Source organism: Providencia huaxiensis (genome assembly GCF_002843235.3).
Lineage (GTDB): Bacteria > Pseudomonadota > Gammaproteobacteria > Enterobacterales > Enterobacteriaceae > Providencia > Providencia huaxiensis.
Window position 1 is genome coordinate 1,482,776 of record NZ_CP031123.2, and the last position, 23,867, is coordinate 1,506,642.

27 protein-coding genes and 1 pseudogene are annotated in these 23,867 nt (G+C 38.0%); 11 read left to right on the top strand and 17 right to left on the bottom strand.

The genetic code is table 11. The annotated features are described in order from the left end of the window. Nucleotides 1-39: 39 nt before the first annotated feature. The 3 genes from CYG50_RS08470 to CYG50_RS08480 all read right to left on the bottom strand — a co-directional run bounded on the left by CYG50_RS08470 (nucleotide 40) and on the right by CYG50_RS08480 (nucleotide 1,707). Nucleotides 40-507, bottom strand: a complete 468-nt coding sequence (locus CYG50_RS08470; RefSeq protein WP_102140344.1) for a YehS family protein — start codon at nucleotides 505-507, stop codon at nucleotides 40-42. Between the two features lie 187 nt (nucleotides 508-694). Beyond that, on the bottom strand, nucleotides 695-1,009 hold the full coding sequence (locus CYG50_RS08475; protein ID WP_102140343.1) for a branched-chain amino acid transport AzlD family protein: 315 nt from the start codon (nucleotides 1,007-1,009) through the stop codon (nucleotides 695-697). Further along, nucleotides 1,006-1,707 (bottom strand): AzlC family ABC transporter permease, encoded by a 702-nt coding sequence (locus CYG50_RS08480; RefSeq protein ID WP_102140342.1) that lies wholly within the window; start codon nucleotides 1,705-1,707, stop codon nucleotides 1,006-1,008. The genes CYG50_RS08475 and CYG50_RS08480 overlap by 4 nt, the downstream gene beginning before the upstream one ends. 474 nt (nucleotides 1,708-2,181) lie before the next feature. On the opposite strand from CYG50_RS08480, the gene leuE reads away from it, so the two are divergent. The 4 genes from leuE to CYG50_RS08500 all read left to right on the top strand — a co-directional run bounded on the left by leuE (nucleotide 2,182) and on the right by CYG50_RS08500 (nucleotide 4,302). Further along, the gene (leuE, locus tag CYG50_RS08485) at nucleotides 2,182-2,823 is read left to right on the top strand and encodes a leucine efflux protein LeuE (RefSeq protein ID WP_102140341.1); all 642 of its coding nucleotides are present in this window, start codon (nucleotides 2,182-2,184) and stop codon (nucleotides 2,821-2,823) included. Between the two features lie 260 nt (nucleotides 2,824-3,083). Continuing rightward, nucleotides 3,084-3,350, top strand: coding sequence for a GntR family transcriptional regulator (locus CYG50_RS08490; protein WP_102140340.1), 267 nt, complete (start codon nucleotides 3,084-3,086; stop codon nucleotides 3,348-3,350). 35 nt (nucleotides 3,351-3,385) lie between these two features. Next, nucleotides 3,386-3,772 (top strand): cytidine deaminase family protein, encoded by a 387-nt coding sequence (locus CYG50_RS08495; RefSeq protein ID WP_202981455.1) that lies wholly within the window; start codon nucleotides 3,386-3,388, stop codon nucleotides 3,770-3,772. A 56-nt stretch (nucleotides 3,773-3,828) separates the two neighbouring features. Further along, nucleotides 3,829-4,302, top strand: a complete 474-nt coding sequence (locus CYG50_RS08500; RefSeq protein ID WP_166267453.1) for an NUDIX hydrolase — start codon at nucleotides 3,829-3,831, stop codon at nucleotides 4,300-4,302. Nucleotides 4,303-4,325: 23 nt separating this feature from the next. On the opposite strand, the gene CYG50_RS08505 is transcribed toward CYG50_RS08500, so the two are convergent. After that, the gene (locus CYG50_RS08505; RefSeq protein ID WP_102140337.1) at nucleotides 4,326-4,940 is read right to left on the bottom strand and encodes a LysE family translocator; all 615 of its coding nucleotides are present in this window, start codon (nucleotides 4,938-4,940) and stop codon (nucleotides 4,326-4,328) included. Between the two features lie 149 nt (nucleotides 4,941-5,089). Here CYG50_RS08505 and CYG50_RS08510 point away from each other — a divergent pair, with 149 nt between their 5' ends. Both CYG50_RS08510 and ddlA read left to right on the top strand, forming a co-directional pair. Then, nucleotides 5,090-5,974, top strand: a complete 885-nt coding sequence (locus tag CYG50_RS08510; RefSeq protein ID WP_102140336.1) for a LysR substrate-binding domain-containing protein — start codon at nucleotides 5,090-5,092, stop codon at nucleotides 5,972-5,974. A gap of 133 nt (nucleotides 5,975-6,107) precedes the next feature. Next, on the top strand, nucleotides 6,108-7,211 hold the full coding sequence (gene ddlA, locus CYG50_RS08515; protein ID WP_102140335.1) for a D-alanine--D-alanine ligase: 1,104 nt from the start codon (nucleotides 6,108-6,110) through the stop codon (nucleotides 7,209-7,211). Nucleotides 7,212-7,266: 55 nt separating this feature from the next. Here ddlA and CYG50_RS08520 read toward each other — a convergent pair whose 3' ends face one another. The 5 genes from CYG50_RS08520 to CYG50_RS08540 form a co-directional block, all read right to left on the bottom strand. Next, a complete protein-coding gene (locus CYG50_RS08520) occupies nucleotides 7,267-7,815 on the bottom strand; it encodes a P-loop NTPase family protein (RefSeq protein WP_102140334.1) in 549 nt (182 codons plus the stop codon). 118 nt (nucleotides 7,816-7,933) lie between these two features. Beyond that, nucleotides 7,934-8,707, bottom strand: a complete 774-nt coding sequence (locus tag CYG50_RS23465) for a GNAT family N-acetyltransferase (protein ID WP_102140333.1) — start codon at nucleotides 8,705-8,707, stop codon at nucleotides 7,934-7,936. Nucleotides 8,708-8,710: 3 nt separating this feature from the next. Next, nucleotides 8,711-9,811, bottom strand: coding sequence for an NAD(P)/FAD-dependent oxidoreductase (locus CYG50_RS08530; protein WP_102140332.1), 1,101 nt, complete (start codon nucleotides 9,809-9,811; stop codon nucleotides 8,711-8,713). 189 nt (nucleotides 9,812-10,000) lie between these two features. Beyond that, nucleotides 10,001-11,161 (bottom strand): MFS transporter, encoded by a 1,161-nt coding sequence (locus CYG50_RS08535; protein WP_102140331.1) that lies wholly within the window; start codon nucleotides 11,159-11,161, stop codon nucleotides 10,001-10,003. Nucleotides 11,162-11,187: 26 nt separating this feature from the next. After that, a complete protein-coding gene (locus CYG50_RS08540; protein WP_102140330.1) occupies nucleotides 11,188-11,988 on the bottom strand; it encodes an inositol monophosphatase family protein in 801 nt (266 codons plus the stop codon). 89 nt (nucleotides 11,989-12,077) lie between these two features. On the opposite strand from CYG50_RS08540, the gene CYG50_RS08545 reads away from it, so the two are divergent. Together CYG50_RS08545 and CYG50_RS08550 are read left to right on the top strand one after the other, a co-directional pair. Beyond that, the gene (locus CYG50_RS08545; RefSeq protein ID WP_102140329.1) at nucleotides 12,078-12,848 is read left to right on the top strand and encodes a DeoR/GlpR family DNA-binding transcription regulator; all 771 of its coding nucleotides are present in this window, start codon (nucleotides 12,078-12,080) and stop codon (nucleotides 12,846-12,848) included. Between the two features lie 110 nt (nucleotides 12,849-12,958). Continuing rightward, entirely contained in the window at nucleotides 12,959-13,882 is a 924-nt protein-coding gene (locus CYG50_RS08550; RefSeq protein WP_168222837.1) for an alpha/beta hydrolase family protein, read from the top strand. 86 nt (nucleotides 13,883-13,968) lie between these two features. Here the strand turns inward: CYG50_RS08550 and CYG50_RS23470 are convergent, their stop codons facing one another. Next, entirely contained in the window at nucleotides 13,969-14,751 is a 783-nt protein-coding gene (locus CYG50_RS23470; RefSeq protein ID WP_102140327.1) for a GNAT family N-acetyltransferase, read from the bottom strand. Nucleotides 14,752-14,936: 185 nt separating this feature from the next. On the opposite strand from CYG50_RS23470, the gene yqfB reads away from it, so the two are divergent. Next, nucleotides 14,937-15,266: a N(4)-acetylcytidine aminohydrolase gene (yqfB, locus tag CYG50_RS08560; RefSeq protein ID WP_102140326.1), complete on the top strand. Its 330-nt coding sequence runs from the start codon at nucleotides 14,937-14,939 to the stop codon at nucleotides 15,264-15,266. Here the strand turns inward: yqfB and CYG50_RS08565 are convergent, their stop codons facing one another. Further along, entirely contained in the window at nucleotides 15,267-16,133 is an 867-nt protein-coding gene (locus CYG50_RS08565; protein WP_102140325.1) for a LysR family transcriptional regulator, read from the bottom strand. A gap of 150 nt (nucleotides 16,134-16,283) precedes the next feature. Between CYG50_RS08565 and CYG50_RS08570 the strand changes: the two are divergent. Beyond that, nucleotides 16,284-17,135 (top strand): annotated as a pseudogene (locus CYG50_RS08570) (DMT family transporter). Between the two features lie 35 nt (nucleotides 17,136-17,170). Here CYG50_RS08570 and CYG50_RS08575 read toward each other — a convergent pair. The 5 genes from CYG50_RS08575 to CYG50_RS08595 form a co-directional block, all read right to left on the bottom strand. After that, nucleotides 17,171-18,037 (bottom strand): SDR family oxidoreductase, encoded by an 867-nt coding sequence (locus tag CYG50_RS08575; protein ID WP_102140324.1) that lies wholly within the window; start codon nucleotides 18,035-18,037, stop codon nucleotides 17,171-17,173. Between the two features lie 28 nt (nucleotides 18,038-18,065). Then, nucleotides 18,066-18,587, bottom strand: a complete 522-nt coding sequence (locus CYG50_RS08580) for a GNAT family N-acetyltransferase (RefSeq protein ID WP_102140323.1) — start codon at nucleotides 18,585-18,587, stop codon at nucleotides 18,066-18,068. 125 nt (nucleotides 18,588-18,712) lie between these two features. Next, a complete protein-coding gene (locus tag CYG50_RS08585) occupies nucleotides 18,713-19,702 on the bottom strand; it encodes a D-cysteine desulfhydrase (protein WP_102140322.1) in 990 nt (329 codons plus the stop codon). Nucleotides 19,703-19,717: 15 nt separating this feature from the next. After that, nucleotides 19,718-21,145, bottom strand: a complete 1,428-nt coding sequence (locus CYG50_RS08590; RefSeq protein WP_102140321.1) for a Na+/H+ antiporter NhaC family protein — start codon at nucleotides 21,143-21,145, stop codon at nucleotides 19,718-19,720. Nucleotides 21,146-21,320: 175 nt separating this feature from the next. Then, nucleotides 21,321-21,863, bottom strand: coding sequence for a GNAT family N-acetyltransferase (locus CYG50_RS08595; protein ID WP_102140320.1), 543 nt, complete (start codon nucleotides 21,861-21,863; stop codon nucleotides 21,321-21,323). Nucleotides 21,864-22,015: 152 nt separating this feature from the next. Here CYG50_RS08595 and CYG50_RS08600 point away from each other — a divergent pair, with 152 nt between their 5' ends. Beyond that, complete coding sequence (locus CYG50_RS08600) at nucleotides 22,016-22,870, top strand: helix-turn-helix domain-containing protein (protein WP_102140319.1); 855 nt, start codon at nucleotides 22,016-22,018, stop codon at nucleotides 22,868-22,870. Nucleotides 22,871-22,872: 2 nt separating this feature from the next. Here the strand turns inward: CYG50_RS08600 and CYG50_RS08605 are convergent, their stop codons facing one another. Then, nucleotides 22,873-23,772, bottom strand: coding sequence for a LysR family transcriptional regulator (locus CYG50_RS08605; RefSeq protein ID WP_181489781.1), 900 nt, complete (start codon nucleotides 23,770-23,772; stop codon nucleotides 22,873-22,875). Between the last annotated feature and the right edge of the window lie 95 nt (nucleotides 23,773-23,867).

Below are 23,867 nucleotides of genomic sequence, written 5' to 3' on the forward strand. Positions count from 1 at the left end.
GGATGTAAAATAAACGAATAAAAAACGAGCAGGATACGGTTACTTATCACCACGTAGGCGAATTGTCAGGCCTTTTAGGAAGTAACGCAGTAATTGGTCTCCACATTCGCGGTAGTTTTTATGACCTGGTTTGCGAAATACAGCGTTAAGTTCAGGCTTAGATACGCGAAAGTCAACAAGCTGATAAATTTCAATCATATCTGTATCTTTTAATTCAAAAGCCACGCGTAATTTTTTGAGCATAATATTGTTATTAAGGCGGCTATCAACTTCAGGTGCGGGATGATTTTCATCTTTTCCACGACGGTGATAAATTAAACCGTTTAGAAAATGCCCCATGACATTGTCGTTACATTCAACATATTCAGGCTCATTATCTTTTTTTAACCAAGCCACCATTTCTTCTTTTGTAACATCCAAATCTGCAAGTTTTACGATTTTAACCATTTGGGCGTCGCTTAAGTCCAACATATAGCGAACGCTGCGTAAAACATAATTATTAAGCATGGTATTGTATTATCCATTATCTATAAAAGTTAATTGGCTATTTATTGAGTAAGGCCAATAAAGTATTCACTATGACAATCAATGACAGGGTGAAATTGAAAAGGAATGTATTTTGAGAGGGGCATATTATGAGGGATTAACCAAGATAAAGCAAAGTGCTAAACGATGCTTTATCCTGAATAATAAGTTAACCGATGAAATAAATAAGGGAATAGAAAAATATTAAGGTAAGACCGACAGTTAACAGCATATTTTTCAATACTGAGGCAACAACGACACAGAATAACGCCCCCCATAAGTAAGGATTATCTGGGAAGGAACGTAGCTCATGGTTTTCCAATAAGATAACAGGAGCACAAATTGCGGTTAATAAGCAAGGTGCTGAGTACCCTAACGCTTGACGAACCACAAGTGGGAGGCGTATTGGCAACTGTGGTATTAGAAAAATATAACGTAGAGTAAAAACAACCGCTGTTAAGGTAATAATTAAAAGCCAAATCATTTTTCTTCTTTCAATATACGTGAAACAGCCACTGATACAAACATCCCACCCACACCTGCGATAACAATAGCACTGCTAAAGGAGTACATTGAAAGTACGATAGCGACAACGAGCGAAAAGATAACGCCACAAAGTGTGCTTATTTTTCTGGTTAATGGAACGACGATTGCGAGCAAAGTTGCAACCACAGAAAAGTCGAGATGTAAGCGGCTCAAATCGCCCACAATATTGGCCATGGCAATCCCACAAAGGCTAGTAATTAACCAAACAAGATAAAAACTAAACCCAGCACCAAAGAGATAGGGAAAACTTAAACTCTGGCGTTTAGCAGCGCTAATCGCAAATAGTTCATCAGTCAGCAAAAAGCCGATGCTAAGGCGCTGAGGTGTTGTAAAGTCTTTAACTTGGGGGCGCAAAGTCAGCCCATAGAGTAAGTGCTGGGAAGTAATAAAAAAAACAGAAATGACAATTGTGATATAGCCTGCACCCGAGTTAAGCAACCCAAGAGTGACTAACTGTGCTGCGCCTGCAAATACCATTGCAGACATCGCTACGCTTTGCCAGAAATCGAGACCAGTTTCGACTGCCATTGAACCCGCTAAAACTCCCCAAGGAATAACAGCGAGATTGAGAGGAGCGGTATGAACCGCGCCTGCCATCATCGCTTTTTGCCATTGATTATTTTGTTGTGACGCCATTTAAGCTAACCTTATTGTAGTTATGAGTACTTATATAATTTGATTGATTTTAAAGAGATAAAATATTAGTGGTGGGATATTTTAGTTTCATACAGGCTTTATCCGACTTTACTTCTAAATAGCACCGACTTTTATGTTATAACGCGAAACCTTAATCAAATCACTACTGCTATTTTTATTTATTCCATGGTATTAAATACCGCTTTAGATTTAAATTTTGGTGTTTATCTCTATTCGACTAGCTGTTTATAGCTAGCTTCTGATTAAGAGGTTTGTTTTGGTTTATTATTTCAATTTAATCCTCCGGTTCAATGTTGTTTATCTAGTATTTTGCATTTAATTGGTTTTATGTATCGTAATGTAATTATCGGGCAGTGATATCTTTTACAAGTCATGTAAAGCCTGTATCATAATAACCATAAAGAAACAATGTGAATTTTTTGTTATAACTTTTATTGAGTTAGCGGGTTTCCTATGCTTGAAAATCTCGGTATTACAAATTTATGGACTTATCTTATCGGTGTTATTTTTATTACACTGGTACCAGGCCCTAATTCTTTATTTGTTTTAACTAGCAGTGCAAAATATGGTGTGAAAAATGGTTATAAAGCCGCATTAGGTGTCTTTACAGGAGATGCTATACTCATTTTTCTCTCATTTTTAGGCGTTGCATCTTTAGTAAAAACATCACCTATCTTTTTTAGTGTTATAAAATACGCAGGGGCAGCTTATTTATTTTATTTAGGGATGAAAACCCTGTATAGCGTATTATATAAAAAAGAAAATACAGGTGATGTTGATTCAATTATCTTAGAAACCAAGGGTACCTATAAAAAAGCTGTTTTTTTAAGTTTACTAAATCCTAAGATGATCATTTTTTATGTTTCATTTTTTATCCAATTTATTGACCCAGCTTACCCAAGTGCAGGTGTGCCATTTTTCATTCTTGGCCTAATTTTAGAAACCTGCAGCATGATTTACTTATCACTGCTGATCTTTGGTGCGGTTGCTGTAACGAATATGGTCAAACATAATAAAAAACTGTCTAAGTTCTCTAATAGCTGTATTGGTGCCGTATTCTTGATGTTTGGAGCAAAACTTGCACTAACCGCATAATGGTTTTATCAGAAATTGAATATCCTTTGGCGTAGGTTTTCCGTTAACCCATGGGGTTTCATTTGGAGCCCCGTCCTCAGAATACATAACTTGTTGCTTATAATAATCAAATGAGTTTTCCAATTTAGTCCCCTAAAAGTTTACAGCTAACCGTATCAACTAAGCATACGACAATTTATTTTGAAAGACCGCGCTTTGAATGCCCCATATTTTCAATAATTAACTCATCCTGCAAATCTTTTGGGCGCAGCAACAATCACATGGCTCAGGCTCGTTACCAAAAAAACGTTGATAAAATAGCAGAGCAGATTTCTCGTGGAGAATTGAAGCCCAGAGCTCGATTTTCGATCCATAGAGCTTTTGCTAAGCAAGAGGGTATTTCATTAGTGACAGTGTCACAGGTGTATCGTGAGCTTACTGAAAAAGGCTTAGTGAGTGGTGAAAACAATAAAATCAGTCATTCTCTATATGGTGGACTTAGAATAAAGCACAAAAAATTTGATGTTTTTTATCGGATTAACGTCTAATAAGATGTATCAATAGAATAGTTAATGGAAAAATGATGTTAAAACACTTAATTGAAGTAGCAAAGCAATATGCTAAACCCGCCACCTTTAATGGTTATATAGAAACTGGCTATGTGGCTTCGGCATTAGAAACAGAAGATGGTGAGATCTATAGTGGTATCAGTATTGATTCTGCATGTTCACTTGGCTTTTGTGCGGAACATGCCGCTATTGCAGATATGCTTAAAAATGGCAAATCAGTCATTAAAGCCATTGTTGCCGTTGATGCTTCAGGTTGTATCGTGCCGCCTTGTGGGCGCTGCAGGGAGTTGCTAAGTCAGTTGTCGGATAAAAACCAGTCAACAGTCGTTGCTGTCAATGAAAACACGCAAGTGACATTAGCAGAGCTAATGCCATATGACTGGAAGGCAACAAGGTGTTAGGCTCGACACCAGAAATACAAGGTAAGAATGGCACAATAAAAAAGAGAAGTGGTGAGATGAGAAAGGAAATTAAACATTTTACGGCAACAGCAATGATCCGTAATGAGCATGGTGAGTTTTTATTACACGAACATCAAAAACTTGGTTTTTGGTTACCCCCAGGTGGCCACATTGAAGAGAATGAAGAACCACAACATGCTGTTTTTCGAGAAGTTCTTGAGGAAACAGGGCTAGAGTGCCGAGTGATTAGTTGCGGTTTGCCATTTGCCTCACAAGTGCATGATTCATCTCATACACAAGTACTACCGTTGCCCATTGCTATTTTGAAAGAATTTATTGCGGATAAAAAGAGAGGAAACCATTGGCATATTGATATGATTTACTTATGTGAGCTATTACCCTCATCACAACCGCCTTTTGCTCCATTTGAATGGGTGCCATTTGAGAAACTCACCAAACTCAATATTCCTGAAGATGTTATTGAGTTGGCGAAAGTGGTTAATGAATACTATCGGTTGCAGGGCAAATAGCGATCATTTGTGTGAATATAAGATTAATTTACATTAAAGAATAATAAAGATAATCCCAATAGAATGAGTAGAGTACCAATTGTTCTATCCATAACGAATTGGTAGTTAAGAATTTTGTTTCGTACTACAGGTGTTGCAAAGAAAATAGCAATTAGACTAAACCAAAGCCAATGAGCGAAAGAAATAAATAGGCCATAACTCAAATTTAACCAAATTGAGTTCTGTGTACTGATAACTTGGCTATACACAGAGACCACAAAAAACATGGTTTTTGGGTTTAACGCATTCGTTAAAAAACCATTTTTAAATGCATTTAAGGCCGATAATGGCTTTGAGGTGGTCTTGTCTGAGGATATTTTGACTTTATTAGTCAATGATTTAAACCCGATGTACACCAAATAAAATACACCAATAAGTTTAACGATTAAGAATAATGTTGGTGAACTCAAAATGACTAAAGTGATGCCGAAAACGGTATAAAACACATGAACTTGCACACCTATAGCGATACCTAGCGCACACAGTAAGCCTGTTTTAATTCCATAGGTATAACTATTACGAGTTACCATAGCAAAGTCCGGTCCCGGACTAATAACAGCTAAAATGGTTATAGTCGCTACTGCAATAATTTCATTCATATTAATTTCCTTAAAGGTAATAAAAACAGACCAAAAATGTATTTTTTTTGAAATCGCTTGTTTATTTATTGTTTTTATTATCAATAGATTGAATAAAACTAAAAAGCGATTTATCCTGACGCAAATCTGTCAGTTTTAGTTACCTATATATGAAACTACCACCATTAACGTCATTACGTTTTTTTGATACTGCTGCAAAAGCAGGCAGTTTTGTGCAAGCGGCACATGAGTTGAATGTGACTCATAGTGCGATTAGCCGACAAATTCGTTTATTAGAAGAATACCTTGGTGTTGAGTTATTCGAACGAAGGAACCGTGCTGTTTTTTTAACAGCGAACGGCCAAATATTGTTACAAACCACTAGTTCGATATTTGAACAGCTCAAAGATGGTATTGAAAAGATAAAAAACAGCACATTTCCTGATGTTGTTAGCTTGTCTTGTGAACCAACAATTGCAATGAAATGGTTAATACCTCGACTTACGCATTTTTATCAGCAATATCCTCATATTACAGTACATTTAGTCGCAGCTGGTGGTGTAATTGATTTCACAAAAACGAACGTTGATTTAGCATTGAGGCGTAATGATTTTAAATGGAATGACAATCTTTGCGCGGTAAAAGTGTGTTCAGAACGAATGGGAGTCGTGGTTCGGCCTGAACTTGATTTTAAGAAAAACGCTAGTCATATAGCACTGCTATCAACCACATCTAGACCCAATGCATGGGAAACTTGGCAAAATATAAAAGAAATAGCGCTTCAAAATAGTAAAACTATTACATACGAGCACTTTTACTTGTGTATTCAAGCGGCCTTAGCTGGGCAAGGGGCGGCTCTCGCGTCATTTTTGATGGTTGCCGACGAAATACAATCGAAACAATTAGCCGCGCCATATGGTTTTATTGAAGATAATTCAGCGTACTATTTATTGTCATCGAAACCTGTTGAGCAAGGTAGTGCAGCGGCTATTTTTACGCAGTGGCTAATTGAACAGGTGAATATCAGTATTGAAACTCTGATAGATAAAAGATAATTAGCTATCAAAAAAAGAAGGTTTGGTTATAAAGCCAGCGAGTCTTAATGAAAAATAAATAATTTATGCCATAACCTTTTCTTTGCATGCTATATTTCTCGGCTAGGTCTAGTGTTTTATGTCGGAGCAAATAATGAGCAAAATACGAGTCGGTGTTATTTTTGGTGGTCGATCAACAGAACATGAAGTTTCACTACAGTCCGCTAAAAATATTATCAATGGGTTAGATCGCAATAAATTTGATGTATGCCTTTTGGGGATTAATAAAGAAGGGCAATGGCATGAATATAACGAATCTGATTATTTATTGCATGGTGATGATCCCTCTCGTATTGCGTTAAATACGCCTAAGCGAGCCATCGCACTTGTTCCAGGTAAAACGAGCGAGCAATTTATTTCATTAGAAGATGCCAAGCCATTGCCACAAATCGATGTTATTTTTCCTATTGTTCACGGTAACTTAGGCGAAGACGGCTCGCTACAAGGGTTATTGCGCATGGCGAATTTGCCGTTTGTAGGCCCAGGTGTTTTAGGCTCCTCTGCCTGCATGGATAAAGACGTTACCAAAAGATTACTTAGAGACGCAGGCTTAAATATTGCTCCATTTATAACAGTGCTCAAAAATGAACGTGCAACAACTGAATATGAAGCGACCGTGGCGCAATTAGGCTTACCACTTTTTATTAAGCCAGCAAATCAAGGTTCATCTGTCGGGATCAGTAAAGTCAGCACTGAATCGGAATTTAACGCGGCGCTGGATTTTGCCTTCTTATTTGATATGAAAGTCCTTATTGAAAGCGCAGTAAAAGGGCGTGAAATTGAGTGCGCCGTATTGGGTAATGAAGAACCTCTTGCCAGCCCTTGTGGTGAAATCGTATTACACGACAGTTTCTATGCGTACCACACTAAATATATTGATGAAAATGGTGCTTCTGTCGTGGCTCCTGCACAATTAGATGATGCCGTGAGTGATAAAATACGTGAGATTGCCTTATCTGCGTACCGCGCACTAAATTGCAGTGGAATGTCCCGTGTGGATGTTTTCTTAACGGAAAACAATGATGTAGTCATCAATGAAATCAACACATTGCCTGGCTTTACAAATATCAGTATGTATCCAAAATTGTGGCAGCAAGGTGGTATGACATACCCACAATTAATCAGCCGACTGATTGAGTTAGGAATTGAAAAATTCCAACAAACTGCGATGTTAAAAACGGCATGTGATGAGCTTTAATCGCTGAGTAAAATACTAACTATCTCGGTGGTTTTTATGACTACCGAGATGTTTCTTAACCCTGAACTTGAGCTTTCATCTGCTGTAAAAATAAATTTGTTTCTTTTGGAGAAGTGAGCCGGACAAACTGAATATGGCGTAAATTGAGGTTTGCCATATGACTTAGGTTTCTTTTCTTATTTGGATAGTAGGTCTTTAGCAGCCACAAAATTATCGAATCGCGGCTGAAAAATGCATTTTTCCAACGTTCTTTATTGCCTGTATCTTCCCACAGCTCTTGCCCAGAACAAATGCGCGCTAATGTACGCGTAATAGACTGATAAAGGGTTCGAGGCAAGGAGTAATCCAACCAAACCACCATATCAACCTCTTTCCATTTAATGGGTTGAGTCCGTGTATAGTTTCCATCAAGGACCCATCCAGATCCCGCGTTATCTAATGCAGCGGTGAGTTTCTGGCTAAGCTCATCATCCGAAGAACCTTGCCAATTTGCTAGCCAATATAAGCTATCTAACTCAATAGGAGGGACATTTAACAACAAAGAAAGTTGCTGGCAAAGGGTACTTTTACCGCTGCCACTCGTGCCAATAATATTAATTTTCATATGTAAACATCAGACGGATTTTGTTATTAGGATTGATTTGGAATGGCTGAATCTGGAACCATTGCCTGAGCAATGATCCCAGATTAGATGCCTCTACAAGTAACTCAATTGTTGTAAATTACTTGCACCAGACATAATTGATATAGCGGAATAGTGGCTCAAAACCGAATTTTTTATATAGGTCAAAACCTGCTTCAGACGCATCTAGGAAGCAGTGCTCTACGCCTTGCTGGCGGCAAAATGCAAGTGCGTAATCAATGAGTTGTGAAGCGTAGCCATTACCTTGGTAGCTTGGCTCAGTACCAATATCATCAAAACGGGCTAACGTTCCTTCAATCGTCACAGTCATTGAGGTCGCAGGCTCGCCATTGACGAGTAACACAAGGTGAAACTGTGGAGCGCCTTGCTGTAGTGCATCTTCATGATAACGCACATATTCCTGAATAACCTGGTCGTGCTCTTCTGACAGATAAAATGCAGAAACCAGAGGCTTTGCCCACAAGGACAGATCGTGATTCGCTAAGACGATATCGACTTGGTTATCAGGCAGTTCAACTTCATTTTGCTTAGCTAAGGTTAATGCCATCGCAGTAGTGACGCTGTCACGTTTATACCCTAAAGATTCGGCCTCATTAACCACCTGCGGGAGCATCTCTTCGGGGATCACTAAGGTATGGTTTTTCTTCTGTGAAACAAACAGGTTGTGAGCCTGCATAAAGGCGTGACTGGTCGAGTCAGGCTGCAAATAAATGAAGTTAAACGCCGGCGAATTAAGGGGCGTTAAATAGCAAATTGTGTGTTGTGCAATCTGGATACTATGTTCACAAATAGATGTCCAAAACGTTTTTTCAATCGATTGATAATGTCTTAAATAGTACAACGGAATATTCATTTGTCAGTTACCTGATACAAAACGAGTTAATCGATATGGGCCAAGGGCAGCTTGTTCTATTCCATGCAAGATTTCATCTTGAGCCAATTGGCATATCAAAGGCGCTAGCGTGATCGCAGCGTGCATACTGATAATATATAAACCTTCGAAATCAGCAACTTTTCCGACAATTGGCATCTCATCTTTAGGCATAGGTCGCATTCCTATGAAAGCGTTTTCAAGATTTAACGTATGACTACCTATAAATGAATTTTTAATCGTTGTAAGGGCGTTTTGTGCGATAGCCACCGCATTGTGCTCAGGTTTTTCACTAATATAGTCTTCAGCACAGAGTATTTTACCTGAACCTGCTGGCCGTAGCTCCATTTGTGGTGTCGAAATGATATGTTGAACCAATGTTTGCTCGGTGGAGCCATTGATATGCACAATGATAGAGGGCGAGGCTATAACAGGTAATTCAACATGTAGCGATTGCATAAGTGCAGTCGCGTCTGTACCCGCAGTCACGATAACCTGTTCAGCCAAAAAAGTATCTGTTTGAGTCTTTACGCCAATGATGCGTCCACCTTCCTGCAAGATAGCTTGAACTTCCTGCTCAGGTAAGTAAATAAGGCCTTGTTCAATAGCAAAGGATAATAGCGTTTTTGTTGCATGAATGGGGTCAACACTACCTTCATCTGGGCAAAATGCAGCGAGTTCAGGTAAAACAGATAAGCAAGGTTCCATCTTGTGAACGGTTGACTTGTCCAATAATTCGACATTAAATCCACTCTGTTGGTGGTGGTAGACATATTCTGCAGTTGCTGAATCTGTTTCTTGCCAGCTGAGAGCACCTGTCCACTGGATATTTAACTTTCCATCAGTGTGTTCATCGAGTTCATGCCATGCAACAAGCGCCTGTTGGCGCAGTTGACTATAGGCATCAGGCCTTCCATATGACACATTCAACCAAGCGAAAGCGTGCTGTGTGACACCTTGGCCTGCGTGTGCTTTATCAAGCAAAATGACCTGCTTATCAGATTGTTTTGATAAATACCAAGCTAATGTTGTACCAACAAAACCAGCTCCAATAATAATAATATTTTTTTTATGAGTCGGGTCCATTAAGCCTCAGTGTTTACAACGAAATCGATAGCAGGAAAATTAGAAAGGATTTTAATAGTTTAATGAATAATTATATAGATGAAACCTATAAATAAAGCACGATTACACCCATTTTTATCAGATACGAACAATTGATGACAGAAAACGGAGAATAGGGCTACAACCTAGTAGCCCAATGAGACTAAAAAATTAAACACGGATAAAACGAGTCACAAAAGCAATAATAACTAATAGTGCAGAGATTAATAATAATGCAGTCGCCAACGATAGTTGGAAGGCAACAAAACCAATAGCAGCTGGTCCCGCCAAAATACCTAAATAGCCTAAAGTAGAAATTGCGGGTACGGCAAGAGCCTCTGGCATCGTTTTTTGCTTCCCTACAGCAGAAAACATCACTGGTACTATATTAGATGAACCCGCACCGACTAATGCAAAACCCATGATGGCCAATATGAGATGAGGAGATAAAACAGCAATAACAAAACCGAGGCAAGCAAGTAAAGCACCTAAAAATACGACACGTGCGGAACCGACTCGCATAACAATTTTGTCGCCCAGTAATCGGCCAATAGTCATGGTTGTAGCAAAAGCAGCAAACCCTAAACCGCCTAAAGTCTCTTTTAATCCATGGTGTTCAATTAAGAATACAGCGCCCCAGTCAAGTACTGCGCCTTCAGCAAGAAAAACGGCAAAACAGACGATGCCAATCACCAAAACAACGCCTTTTGGGATAGCGATAAGCGGGCCAGTTGGGGCATTAGCGTAAGGGATTAAACCGTTATAGCAAATAGCTAACAAAACCACTGCAACAACTGAAATGATGATTGATGACATTGTTGCGGAAGCACCAAGTAGCAAAACTAAACTCATGGTACCTGCACCCGCGATGCCACCGACACTATAAAAACCATGAAAACCAGACATGATTGGTTTATCAGATGATTTTTCAACAATCACTGCTTGAATATTCATCGCGCAATCCGTTAAACCAATGAAAATCCCAAATAATAATAAGGCAATAATGATAAAGTTAACTTGCGATAAAGAGGATAAAACGGGGAATAACAAACTAAAGGCGATGGTGGAAAAAACCATTAAGCGGCGGCAGCCAAACTTGGCAGCTAATGCTCCAGTCACTGGCATCGCAATAAGTGCTCCTCCACCAAAACATAATAGCAGCATGCCAAGGGTAGCATCATTTGCTCCTGTGTTAAGTTTGACATAAGGAACAATGGCTGCCCAAGCCGCGGTAACAAAACCAGCAATAAAAAAAATAATTCGAGTAGAAATTTGCTCCCTTTTAGCGGGTATTAAAGATATATGGCTATTAACTTGTTGAGTAGATTGCATTTTATAGTACTTCTTAAAAAATAAAATTAACTACCTGTATTTAAGATAGTCAGAATTTGTTCATGAAGATATGGGCAGCCCGTTGCAACAACGGCACCGCCAGCTTCGGCTCGGTTGCCATCCAATGTAGTCACTATGCCACCCGCACGTTCTATAATAGGGATTAATGGAACAATATCATAAGGTTCCAGTGCGAATTCGACACAAATATCGATTCTACCCGCTGCTAACATTGCCATTGCATAGCATTCTCCTCCATAGCGAGTCATAAGTACCTGTTTCTCCAGCGTCATAAAATGAATGTCTGGGCGTGCTGCAATAGGTTCTGGTGATGTGGTATGCAAAATGGCTTGTTCGAGTTTGACTTGCTTGCGAGTAGATAAGCGATATTGCCCGTGAGAGCTACTGGTCCAGCTCCCGTGTTGATCAGCCCAAAAACGTTCGCCAATATAGGGTTGGCTCATCATCCCCATAACCGCTTTGCCATGTTCAGTTAGGCCTATCAGGTTTGCCCATAAAGGAAGACCACAAAGGAAAGGGCGGGTTCCATCAATGGGGTCAAGCACCCATTGAATGGGACCAGTACCCGTTATTCCATACTCTTCACCCATGATAGAATGCGTTGGGTAATGTTTGGATATCAGTTCTCGCATGGCTTTTTCTGCTAGCTTATCTGCTTGAGTGACTGGGTCGAAGCGATAGTTCACTTTGGGTTTGTTTGCAATAACGCTGAGTTCATGTGTTCGATAGTATTCAAGGGAAATTTTACCGGCAGTATTTGCAAGCTCATGTAAGAAAAAGCTATCTGGTAACGGAGAGTGCGCCATTTAGTTGTCCTCGAGTGCTTGAACAAGATAGTGTTTGACATCTTTTCTTGCTCGATTATGATTGATAAAAATAGTCAATGAGGAATTCCATGCTCGATTATGTCGCTTTTCCAGAACAAAGGCAAAATAAAATTCGCCAGCTACTACAAGATGAAGGGCGAGTGGTTTGCACGACATTAGCCCGTAAAATGCAAGTTTCAGAGCATACCATTCGTAGGGATTTAAATGAGCTAGCACAAGAAGGCGCTTGCCGACGAGTCCATGGTGGAGCGGTTAGTATGCTTGAAGAAAAGGGCACATTCGAGCAGAGAACGGCACAAAACCAAGATGAAAAGATCAAAATAGCGAAGGCTTGCAATAAACTAGTCAAACAAAATACCTGTATTTTTATTGATTCAGGTTCAACTAACTTAGAAATCGCTCGTTATTTACCTTCAGAACTATCGTTAACGGTTGTGACTCACTCTCCATCAATAGCATTGGAATTAATGAAAAAACCACTATATGAAGTGATTTTAATTGGTGGGAAATTAAACCGCCAAGTTGGCGCGAGCATTGATATTTCTGCAGTAAATCAAATAAACCAAATTCATTTTGACCAATGCTTTATTGGTGGCTGTGCTTTAGATCCACAAATGGGGGTCTCGATATTCGATTATGAAGAATCTAAATTTAAGAAAATCCTTTTTGAGCGCAGTAATCAAGTTATCATGGGAGTGACCGCGGACAAGTTACCCGGGGTCGCGAGGTATAAGATTGCCAATTGTGATCAAATTTCAATCTTAGTTATGACAACAGAATTGAATAAACAAACGGCTGACTTGTTTACTAATATGGCAATAAAGATCGCACAAGCATAGGCCATTATATCTAACGTTTATCTTATATCGTGAGGGCATTTTAGGTGCTATTTGTTATAAAGAACTCAATATAATATCGTCGAAAGACCCTTACAAAACATGATGAGTGTATGATGAAATTAAAAATTGCTGCTTTGTTATTTTCGACTTATTCGTTAAGTATATTTGCTCAGGATTTACCTGTGAGTATGCAAACTCTTCACTTAGCAGGCGAAGAAATAAACTATTACTTAATCCAAAAGCAAGCAGAAAAATCAAAGGATTTATTAGTTTTATTACAAGGCTCAGATTGTAAAAGCGTCATTAATAACCCAAACATGCTGAAAAATTTCGGTGTTGTATTTCCTGATAATGACATTTTATTAGTTGAAAAAACAGGGCTAAACAGTCAGGTGGGGACTAATGATGAAGAAGCTTCGGAAGAAGAATGTCCTGTTGACTATATGTCAAAAGACTCGCCATTAGAACGTGCCAATAATTATATAGCGGTATTAAAACAATTGAAAAATGATTACCAACACATCGTGCTATTAGGCGGAAGTGAAGGTGCGTTGGTGACTAATTTAATTGTTGCTCAAGAAAACTTTATTACCGCATCCGTTGCATTGAATGTTGGTGGTCAATATTTTATCAATGACGTATTGTACAGTATTGAAAATAATACACCTAAAGAAGAGGTTGCAAACTCAAAAGAAGGTTTTAAACAATTTGCAGAAGCGGTAAAACAAAAGCAATTAAATAACGACCAATTTGTCAGTGGACATGGTTCAAAATGGTGGTATGAGATGCTTACCATTGATAATTCAAAACTTATCCAGTCAGTCAAAACTCCACATTTAGTGATACAAACAATGGCGGATACCAATGTGGATGCTCATGGTACAGATAATATGATGCAACAAATCCGTAATCCCCATGTTAGTTATCGAGCATATCAAGATTTAGACCATTTTTTCAAAGATAAAAATGGGCAATTGCAGACAGAACAAATTGTGACAGATATTCAACATTGGTACCAAACGGTGACAAAATAAAGTGGATATATTAGTGGGATTACTCCCATTATTATGTCACCCCCGTACAATTAGGCACCTCGGTTATTAAGATGCATTTAATAAAATCACTCTGCAATGTAGCTGTAGTAATTAAATATAGGTTCAAAACCCAGCTTTTTGTAGATAGATAATCCATCGCTGGATGATTCTAATACACACTGTTTAACCCCTTGCTGATGGCAAAGGTATAGCGCATGTTTAATAAGTAAAGTCGCTAACCCTTTACCTTGGTATTGAATATCAGTACCAATATCATCAAGTCGAGCTGTTTGATTATTAAATGTCATAGTTAAGGTTGAGACTGGTTGCTGATCTGCAAATAAGACTAAATGCACCATATTAGTTTGTTTATCAAGCGCTCTCTGGTGATAACGAATATACTCGTCGGTAACAGTTGAGTCACTTTCATCTGTATCAGAATCGACAGGGAATGCTGTAATTAAAGGCTGAGCCCAATCTTTCAGTTGATCATTGCTCAGTGCTACCTGAAAACCAGAATTAAGCTGTGGTGGTGAATTGTATTGTGATAAAGCCTCTTGCGGCAAAATCATTGCGGTTGATTCACCATCTGCGATTAATCCACGTGTCGCTATTTCCGTCTCAAATGCTGAAAGTACCTGTTCATGAACAACCAATACATAAGGTTTAGCTTGCTGTTTGAATAACGCTTCGGCCTTTTCGTAATCTGAAATGAGAGCGCCTTGGTGGAGATAAATATAATTAAATATAGGTAATGGCAGCTCAGAAAAATAAGCACTAGTTTGGTTGCTGATTTTCACCGCATTTGCACATATTGCAGCCCAAAAATAGTGTTCTTGTTGATAGAACAAATTTTCATTGTTATTCATTATGTGTACTCAATTTATTGTAGTAGATAATATTTTTATAGTTTGATTGTATATAAAACTGAGTGTTCACTATAGTGTTCGTAAAATTGGAAGCACAAAAAGAACCATTTTATTGCAATTTATTAGGTTTATAAGAAAATAGGGGCTCCTAACAAAGGCATTGCATAAGAAATAAGAGAAATATTATGAATAACGCCCCTGACACGATAACCTTTTTTGAGCGTTTACTTCCATTGGTGGTTTCCGGTAAAAAAATTATCACTATCCGTGATAAAAGCGAAAGCCATTATATTCCTGGGACTATTGTGAAGGTATACGCGCTGGAAACAGGCGAATATTATACTGATATTAAAATACTGTCGGTAGAGCCAATTTTTTATGATGACATTTCTGAATACCATGCTAAGCAAGAAGCCATGAGTCTAGAGACGTTGAAAGCGCTTATCAAAGAGATTTACCCAAACGAGCCATATTTATACGTAATTACTTACCAGTTGCGAAATAGCACTGACTGATCACGAATATAGTTTTTTTGCAATTTGTAAAAATGCCTTCGTTGCAGGTGATGCTTGGTTTTCGTTATTAACAGCAAAAGCAATACTACGCTTAACCGGTGGGTTAAGGGGTTTAATCACGATGTCTTGAAGATGAGCAGGAATTGCTAATTGTGCAACAATAGAAATTGCTTCTCCCCGAGCTACGAGTGTAAAAGTGCTTAGCAATTGCTTTGTCTTAAATTGAATTTTTGGCGTTAATTTCTGTGAATGAAATAAATCTAGAACGATTTTTCCAGAACCCGCTTGGGTTAAATTAAATGGGTAATCACAAAGCTGCTTCAAAGAAATAGAAGGTTCATTTGCCAGAGGATGGCCTAATGGCAGTATAGCAACCATTTGGTCATCTTTGACTTTAAACGTATCAAAGCGTTCATCGGGTAGAACGACAACACCAACGTCAATTCGCTTTTCTTGTAACCACTGTGTAACGGTTTCATCATCGCCTTCATCAACCATAATATTTATCAATGGATATTTTTGGCGAAACTTATCGAGTAATGGCGGTAGGAGCCCTAAAGATGACCCCGGACCAAAAGAACCAATTCGCAAAATACCCGCCTTCAGACCATTTGCAGCAAATGCTTCTTGCTTCATCGCCTCCTGAATATTGAGCATATTATGAGCTCTTAATAAGAGTTTTTTTCCTATCTCAGTTAACGTGGTTTGATTTTGCTCTCGAGTAAATAACACGACACCAAGATCTTTTTCAAGGGATTTTACCGCGTGTGAAATGGCCGATTGAGAGATGTTTAATTTCATTGCAGCAAGCGTAAAACTTTTGAGTTCGGCTACTATTGTGAATATTTCAAGTTGGCTTAATGTCATGAGTAAATGCTCATTAGGATATGACTCAGCATTAAGGTTAGCTTATCCATCATGTAAAGAGAAGCGAAATATGAGTTGATAACAGGGAATACACGGATGAGCAATATAACAGAAATGAAAAGACGACCAAGTAATTTTATATTTTTCCAAATGGTATGTGTATCTGTCATTTGGGGAGGAACATTCATTGCAGGTAGGGTTATTCAACCTGAAATTCCACCGTTATTATCCGCGACGGTGCGTTTTCTTTTTGCCAGTATTTCGTTGGTTCTTGTCATTATACTCGGTCGATTAGGTTGGAAACGAATAAATAAAAGGCAGCTATGGCAGATTATGTTATTAGGGGCCAGTGGCGTGTTTATTTATCAAATTTTATTTTTTTATGGTTTACAAATTATTCCTGCGTCAAGAGCCGCATTATTAGTCGCCATTAACCCTGCCATGATAGCGTTCATTTCTTTTCTTCTTTGGCAAGAAAAGGTTTCATTGAAAAAAGGTGCTGGGATTACGTTATGTGTTGTTGGGGCAATAATCTTGTTATCAGATAAAGCGCCGAGCAGTGATGTTTTTATGGTTAGTAAAGGAGATCTAGCTATTCTAGGATGTGTAGTTAGTTGGGGGATTTATACTGTAACAGGTAAAAACGTTATTAAAGAAATAGGAGCATTACATACGGTAACTTACGCTGTGTTATTTGGGACTTTGTTATTGATAGTAACGTCGTTGTGTCTCGATATCACATTAGATACGGTATCATTATTTTCTCTAAAAGATTTAGTGAGTTTGGGCTATTTGGGTATTTTGGGATCAGCAATAGCTTACGTCTGATATTATCAGGGGGTCTCACAATTAGGGGCTGCGGGTGCAGGGGCATTTATTGCACTAAATCCGCTGAGTGCGGTTATTGTGGGAACTCTATTTCTTAATGAGCAAATCAGCACAGTGATTTTTATTGGCGGAATATTAATTGTTTTCGGAATACTTATTGCGAATAAAAAATAATATAAAAATAGGCCAAGTAGAGGCCTATTTTACGTTTATTTAAATTGTTCTTGGTGCTTTAAAATAAATTCTTTAAGTGATCTCGGTGCTTTGCCTGTTATTGTTTGAAAATTATCGAAAACCATTCCTGAGCGGTCTAATTTTCCATTAGTAAAATCTACATAATGGTCATAGATACTTTTCATATAGGCGAGCTCTAAATTATTTTTAAGGGCATGTTGCCAAAATTCATCGGGATTTTCTGCCTGATAGCTGAAAGGGATCCCCAACTCTTCTGTTAATAACTCAGCTATTTGTGTGTAATTTCTATTTTCATAACCAAGGCGATAAATTTGGCCTGCGTGCTGTTGCGGGTTAAGTAAGCAATAAGCCGCAAGTTCAGCAACATCGGCGCAGTCTACCCAACTGAGTACCGCATTGCCAAAATAAGAGCGCAAGACGCCTTTTTGCAAGTTATCATCTCCTTGATAACCCAGTAAGTTTTGCATATAAGATTCGGGGCGAAGGTGAGTAAATTGTATTCCTGACCATTCAATATAGCGTTCAATAAGTTGGTGCCATGCCCAATGTGCCACTTGCGCGTCATCGTCCCCACAGGCACCTAAATGCACGATATATTTCACGGCTGATTTTTTTGCGATATCAACAAAAACCTTACTTTGTACAAGCATATCAATGGTATAGCCTGTCATCATGAAAACAGAGTCGATATCTTGTAAAGCGGTTTCAATAGTATCTGGCTTATCGTAATCCATAACAACAGTTCGATAAGGTGTGTTCTTCAATTTAGCAGGATCTCTAACCGCTAAAACAATATCATGATAGCCTTTTTCCTGTAATGATTGAACGAGGTAGTGACCAACCTGGCCTGTTGCACCAGTGATAAGAATTGTATTTTTCATGAATATCCTATAGTGACAATATATTCAGTTAAAGTGTTTTGCTCATAATATATTCAAGAGATTGCTGAGTTTCGCTTGTAAATAAAATTTCTTTCATAATATGCATATCGTTTGACTGATAAAATGTCATTGCTCGAGTGTTACTTGCGAGAACATCTAGCCATAGCAAAGAGTCACCTTGCTGTTTTGCGAGCGCTTCAATTAATTTAAATACGATTTTTCCATAACCTTTACCTGTAGCGCCAGGAGAAAAGTAAAGTTTATTTAATAAAGTACCAGCTAAATCGGTTTCAGGTATACAGGAGTGATAGGTTAGTTTTACTAAACCGATTGGGCTAGTATTTTCAATAATATACCAATCAATATGCTGTTGATTAAGGTCTGCAGTGATTTTAGCTGTGCTGTATTCTTGACTTAAATATGTGTTAAGTTCATTTTGGTTATTCCATAATGTAGCAAAATGATGCAAATAACTTTCCGTACCTATTTTATGTAGCAATAATGCATCATGTTTCGTGGCTTTTCTTAGTATATGGGGAACTTGGTTCATAAATGTTTTCTCCTGTGCTTTATCAGTGTATAGCAATCAATTGATAAACGTCATAGAAGAGGAAAAGTAGAGCATTTTTGGTACTAAAGAAGAAAAAAGGGCAATTTAGCCCTTTTAACTGATAATTATTTAATTGTTTGGCTAATATCTGAGTAAGCAAATAATGCTTGAGCTCCACCTGTATGAATAAACAGAACGGGAGTTTTTTCTTCCGAGTTTTCTAAGTAGTCAATTAATCCAGCCATGGCTTTACCGGTATAAACTGGGTCTAATAAAATACCTTCTTGCCTCGCTAATAAATTGATTGCAGCGAGGCCTTTTTGGTTTGGCATTCCATACATCGGGGCAAAGAAATTATCCCATAATTGTACTTTTGGGGTTTTCGTTAGAGCCAGACATTGAGCCAACTCGGTTTGTAATTTCTCGACTTTAGGGGCTTGGTCTTGCTGCTTTCTTGAAACGGTTACGCCAATCACTTGGCTTTGTGGTAATAGTTCTTGCAAACCAATGGCAAGCCCTGCGTGTGTCCCAGCACTCCCAGATGCAACAATAACTTTATCAAATTCTATATGTTCTGGCTTCTGTTGAGCTATCTCAATAGCACATTGAATATAGCCTAAAGCACCTAATACATTTGACCCACCCACAGGAACAATATAGGCATCTTTAAGAGAAAGAGTTTCAATTAGTGCTTCCATTTGAGATTGTGGGTCAGTTAATTCATCACACATGACACAACGAGTAGCAAATAAGTCGGTTAATAATTTATTACCATTATGCAGAAAGTTAGGGTTATCACTTTGAATTGGATTTTCTAACAAAGCGACGCATTCAAGCCCATACATGGCAGCAACAGCCGCGGTTTGGCGAACATGGTTTGATTGAATTGCCCCCGCAGTAACAATAATCTTTGCTTTTTTGGCTAATGCATCGGCCATTAAAAATTCGAGTTTACGTAATTTATTCCCCCCCATGGCAAGAGGGGTCATATCATCACGTTTTATATAGATCTCACGGCCAAACTTATGCGATAAATTATTTAATCGATTAAGAGGAGTCGATGCGTTAAGTAAATCTATTTTTGCGAACTGTACTAATTGTTGTTGAAGAGACATCTAAACTCCCAATAATTAATAAGAGAAACCAAGGTAAAGGTAAATAGCAAGTACAACACTGGCCGTTACAAGTGCATAAGGCATTTGTGTTCGGATATGTTCAATATGTTCGCAGTCTGTCGCCATTGAGGCAACAATAGCATCCGCAGAGATTGGAGAGGTCATATCACCAAATATTGAGCCAGAAATTGCTGCACCTATCATATATTCAACAGGCATTCCTACAGACAGGCCTAATTGAACTCCGATAGGGATCATTATAGCGAAAGTTCCCCAAGAGGTACCTGTTGCTAAAGACATAATGGCGCTAATTATAAAGATAAAGCCAATAGAAAACCCTGGCGCCATAACGCCCTGAGTAACTTCAGCAATATAAGCACCTGTATTTAACTCAGCAGAAACATTTCCCATTAAGAATGCTAAAATCATAATTGAACTAATTTTTAGCATGTTGGCATAACCGATAAACAACTCTTTGAAGAACGCATCAATATTTAATAGGCGTCGGCCGACAAACCAACAGAAAGAAACCACTGTACCAAACATGACACCCCAATATACGGAAGTCGATCCACTTCCTTTGCTAAAGTCACCGTCGCCTGTAATATACAGAGCAATAGGTACCATTAACACCGTCGATAAAATAGGAATAAAAAAGTTTAATGAGGAATGAGCATTAGGATGGTCAATAATCTCTTCTTCGCTATCTTGGCTTTGTAATTGGGAAATATTCCCTGCAATGAAATTCTGTTGATATTTTTCTTCCGCTTTTTTCATGGGGCCCCATGAAACGTTAGTGAATACATAGAATAGAATAGTTATAATGGATAGCCATGCCATCAAGTTGTATCCAATCGAAGTAATTAAAATATCAAAAGGTTCACCTTGAATCAGCCCTTGGGATATTTGTACCCCGATTAACCCCATTATTACCGCTCCCCAGCCATTAATAATGGCGGAGGAACAAACAGAAACACACGCCGTTTGGATAATATAGGACATTTTTTCAGGGGCAACGCCATATTGTCGTGCGAGATTCTTAGTTGAAGCTCCGGCTACTAGCTGGTTAATAGAGCTTTCAATAAAAATAAGAGAGGTAATGATAATGGCGAGCAATTGAGTAGATTTACGGTTTTTAATCAGTTTTGTTTTATTTGTGAGTAACTGAACTAGAGCGCGAACTCCGCCTGTAACGACAACAAGTCTCATGATCCCACCAATCATGACCATAAAGACAATTGTTCGCGTATTCCCCGCCGATGAAAACGTATCAATAATACCATCAACGGTACCTTGCACACCTAATAGTAGATTGTGGTCATGAATAACAGTAAAACCAACGAGTATTCCTAACATTAATGAAAGCATGACTTGGCGAGTTAATATCGCCAAAATTATCGTCACAATGGGGGTAATAACGGTCCAAATACCATAGTCCTGCATGTGTTTACCTGTGATCCTAGTGAAAGTATGAATTTTATAATTATCGAAAAATCATAGCATTAATAGGAACACGGTAGAATAATTTTATTCAGCTTGAAATGAGTTGTGACAATAAATTAATAAGAAAAAGGCCAAACAGATAAATGCTGGCCATATGTATAGATGGAATCAAATATTACTGTCGAGCTTGCCACTCTTTAGCGGTTATTTTACTGACATCTTCTGTCTTAGTTTCACCAATTAATTCAATAAATTGAGGTTCAAGAGTTGCATAGTATTTGAAGCCACATTTTTCTTGGGCAATTTTAGATTGTTCGTTACCTTGAAAGTAACCGCACCATAAATTATCTAATTTTAAATTAGTGAATGCATGGTGCATGATGGCGTTAATTGATTCTGGTATAAGGCCTTTACCCCAGAAGGGTACACCAATCCAATAACTAACTTCTGCATCATTTTCCCCAATGGGGAAATTACTTTCATGGCTAAATGATAATCCAATCAGACCAATAGCTTGGTTTTCATTTTTTAACGTTACAGCGTAAATTTCATCACGCATAAAAATATTCTTGATGATAGAAAGACTCTCTTCTTCACTTTTATGAGCTGGCCAACCTGCGATTGGGCCAACTCTTTCATCTCTTGCATAGAAATATAAATCAGCGGCATCTGTTTCTTGCCAAGGACGCAATACTAACCTATTTGTTGTAAGTAGCATTTTCTAGTCTCTTCGTAAGGTGTTTTTAAACTTGGAGACCATTTTAGGTATTTATGGAAATAAAATAAGGGCGTAACTTGTTCATTTTGGGTACTTATGGCAACTTTTTTGTTATGCTTGCGTCATATGAAGCAAATTAAAGCACAATAATCATGCAGCATTTAAAAAATTATCAGATTGATTTGCCTGAAGCCATTCGGATTGGTGAAAGCAATATGGATGAAATGCAATGTAAACCAATTAAGACATCTTATGTGACGGTTTGTATATGCAAGCAAGGACATGCAGTATTCAATATTAATTTTAAACGGCACCCGGTACGTAAAAACGATATTATCGTTTTATATGATGACTCCTTTGCAATGCTGCAAGCCAAATCACGTAATTTTCGTTTGGAATATTGGTTGATTGATAAAAAGTTAGCAACAGAAATTGCTTATGCATTACCACGTCAACTGTTTGCTTTTTTTAATGATTTTCCTGTTATTTCAACGCCATTAGGAAAAGTGGAGCTACTTGAAAACTGGAGGTATATTCTGCTAGCTATAGTACATAACTGGGGCGAACATGGGTTATTACAGTTAAAAAATCATTTGCAAAATTTATTTTTAGAAATTAATCATCATACTCAACACACATTTAGTAAACCAGAAAATAAAAGCCGCCAAGAGCAACTATGCTGGCGTTTTTGGGACTTAATTACAATTTACTGTAAACAATATAAAGAAGTAAAATTCTATGCTGAAAAATTGTCTATTACGCCATTTTACTTATCTAAGATTAGTCAAAGTTTCTTTAATGACCCGCCAAAAGTATTAATTGATAGGCAAGTTATTCTAGAAATAAAAGCATTATTAGAAGTTGGTAATCTGTCCATTAAGCAAATTGCTGATGAATTAAATTTTGAAGATACATCCTATTTATGCCGCTATTTTAAACGGCATACAGGAATGACATTAACGGGATTTAAAAAACGAGTTGCACAAAGAGAGCAGGGAAATAAATAACATTAGTATGGTTCAATTTTTGTTGAGTACTTTTTTATAAACTCAATAAAACAGCGCAGCCGTGGCGAAACAGCTTGGTTACGGTAATAAACTGCATTTATGGGCTGACGGATCTCAATGGTTTCTTTTGTTAACACTTGTACTAACTCCCCACTTGCGAAGGCGTCTTGCGTGACGAAATCAGCAGAACATAGAATTCCAGCACCTTGAATAGCAAGGTGAAATAAAACTTCACCGCTGGCACCTGCAATATCGGGGGTAATTTTTAATAACTGTCCATCATGCGACGTAACAGGCCATGTATTTAAGGACTCTGGATGAGTAAAACCTAATAGGCAATGTTTTTTCAATTCATCAACGCTCTGTGGTACGCCATATTTTTCTAAATAGGAAGGACTAGCAACTAAACGTTTCTGGCTAAAGCCCAGTAAAGTAGCATTGAGTGATGAATCCTTGAGTGTGCCAATACGAAATGCAACATCAATTCGTTTTTCTAATAGATTAGTAATCCCTTCATAGTTATGGATTTCAAGTTCGATTTGCGGATAAAGTGCATAAAATTGTGGGATCAACGGGGCAATAACATGTGTAAGGAAGGGGGTTGATGCATCTATACGTAATTTACCTGAAGGAATAGCTTGCCGTATTGATAGCATATCTTCAGCTTCTTGAGCTAGTTCAACTATTTTTCGCGATTTCTGCAAAAATGCAGCACCTTCATCACTGAGTTTAATCGAACGAGTTGTTCGGTAGATTAACGTCGTATTTATTTTTTCTTCAAGCCTGAGTAATAAACGACTTACTGTCGATATCGTCATGTTTAATTGTTCTGCAGCTGCGGTGATAGAACCACAATCTACAACGCTAATAAAGGCTTGAAGCTCTTCAAAAGTTATTTTCATTATTGCATATCCGGCAAAAGTTATTTTCACCTTAACGCCTTTTTCATTGAGTATCAATGTGAAAAAATTCTGCTCATTAATAAAAATGTTAATAA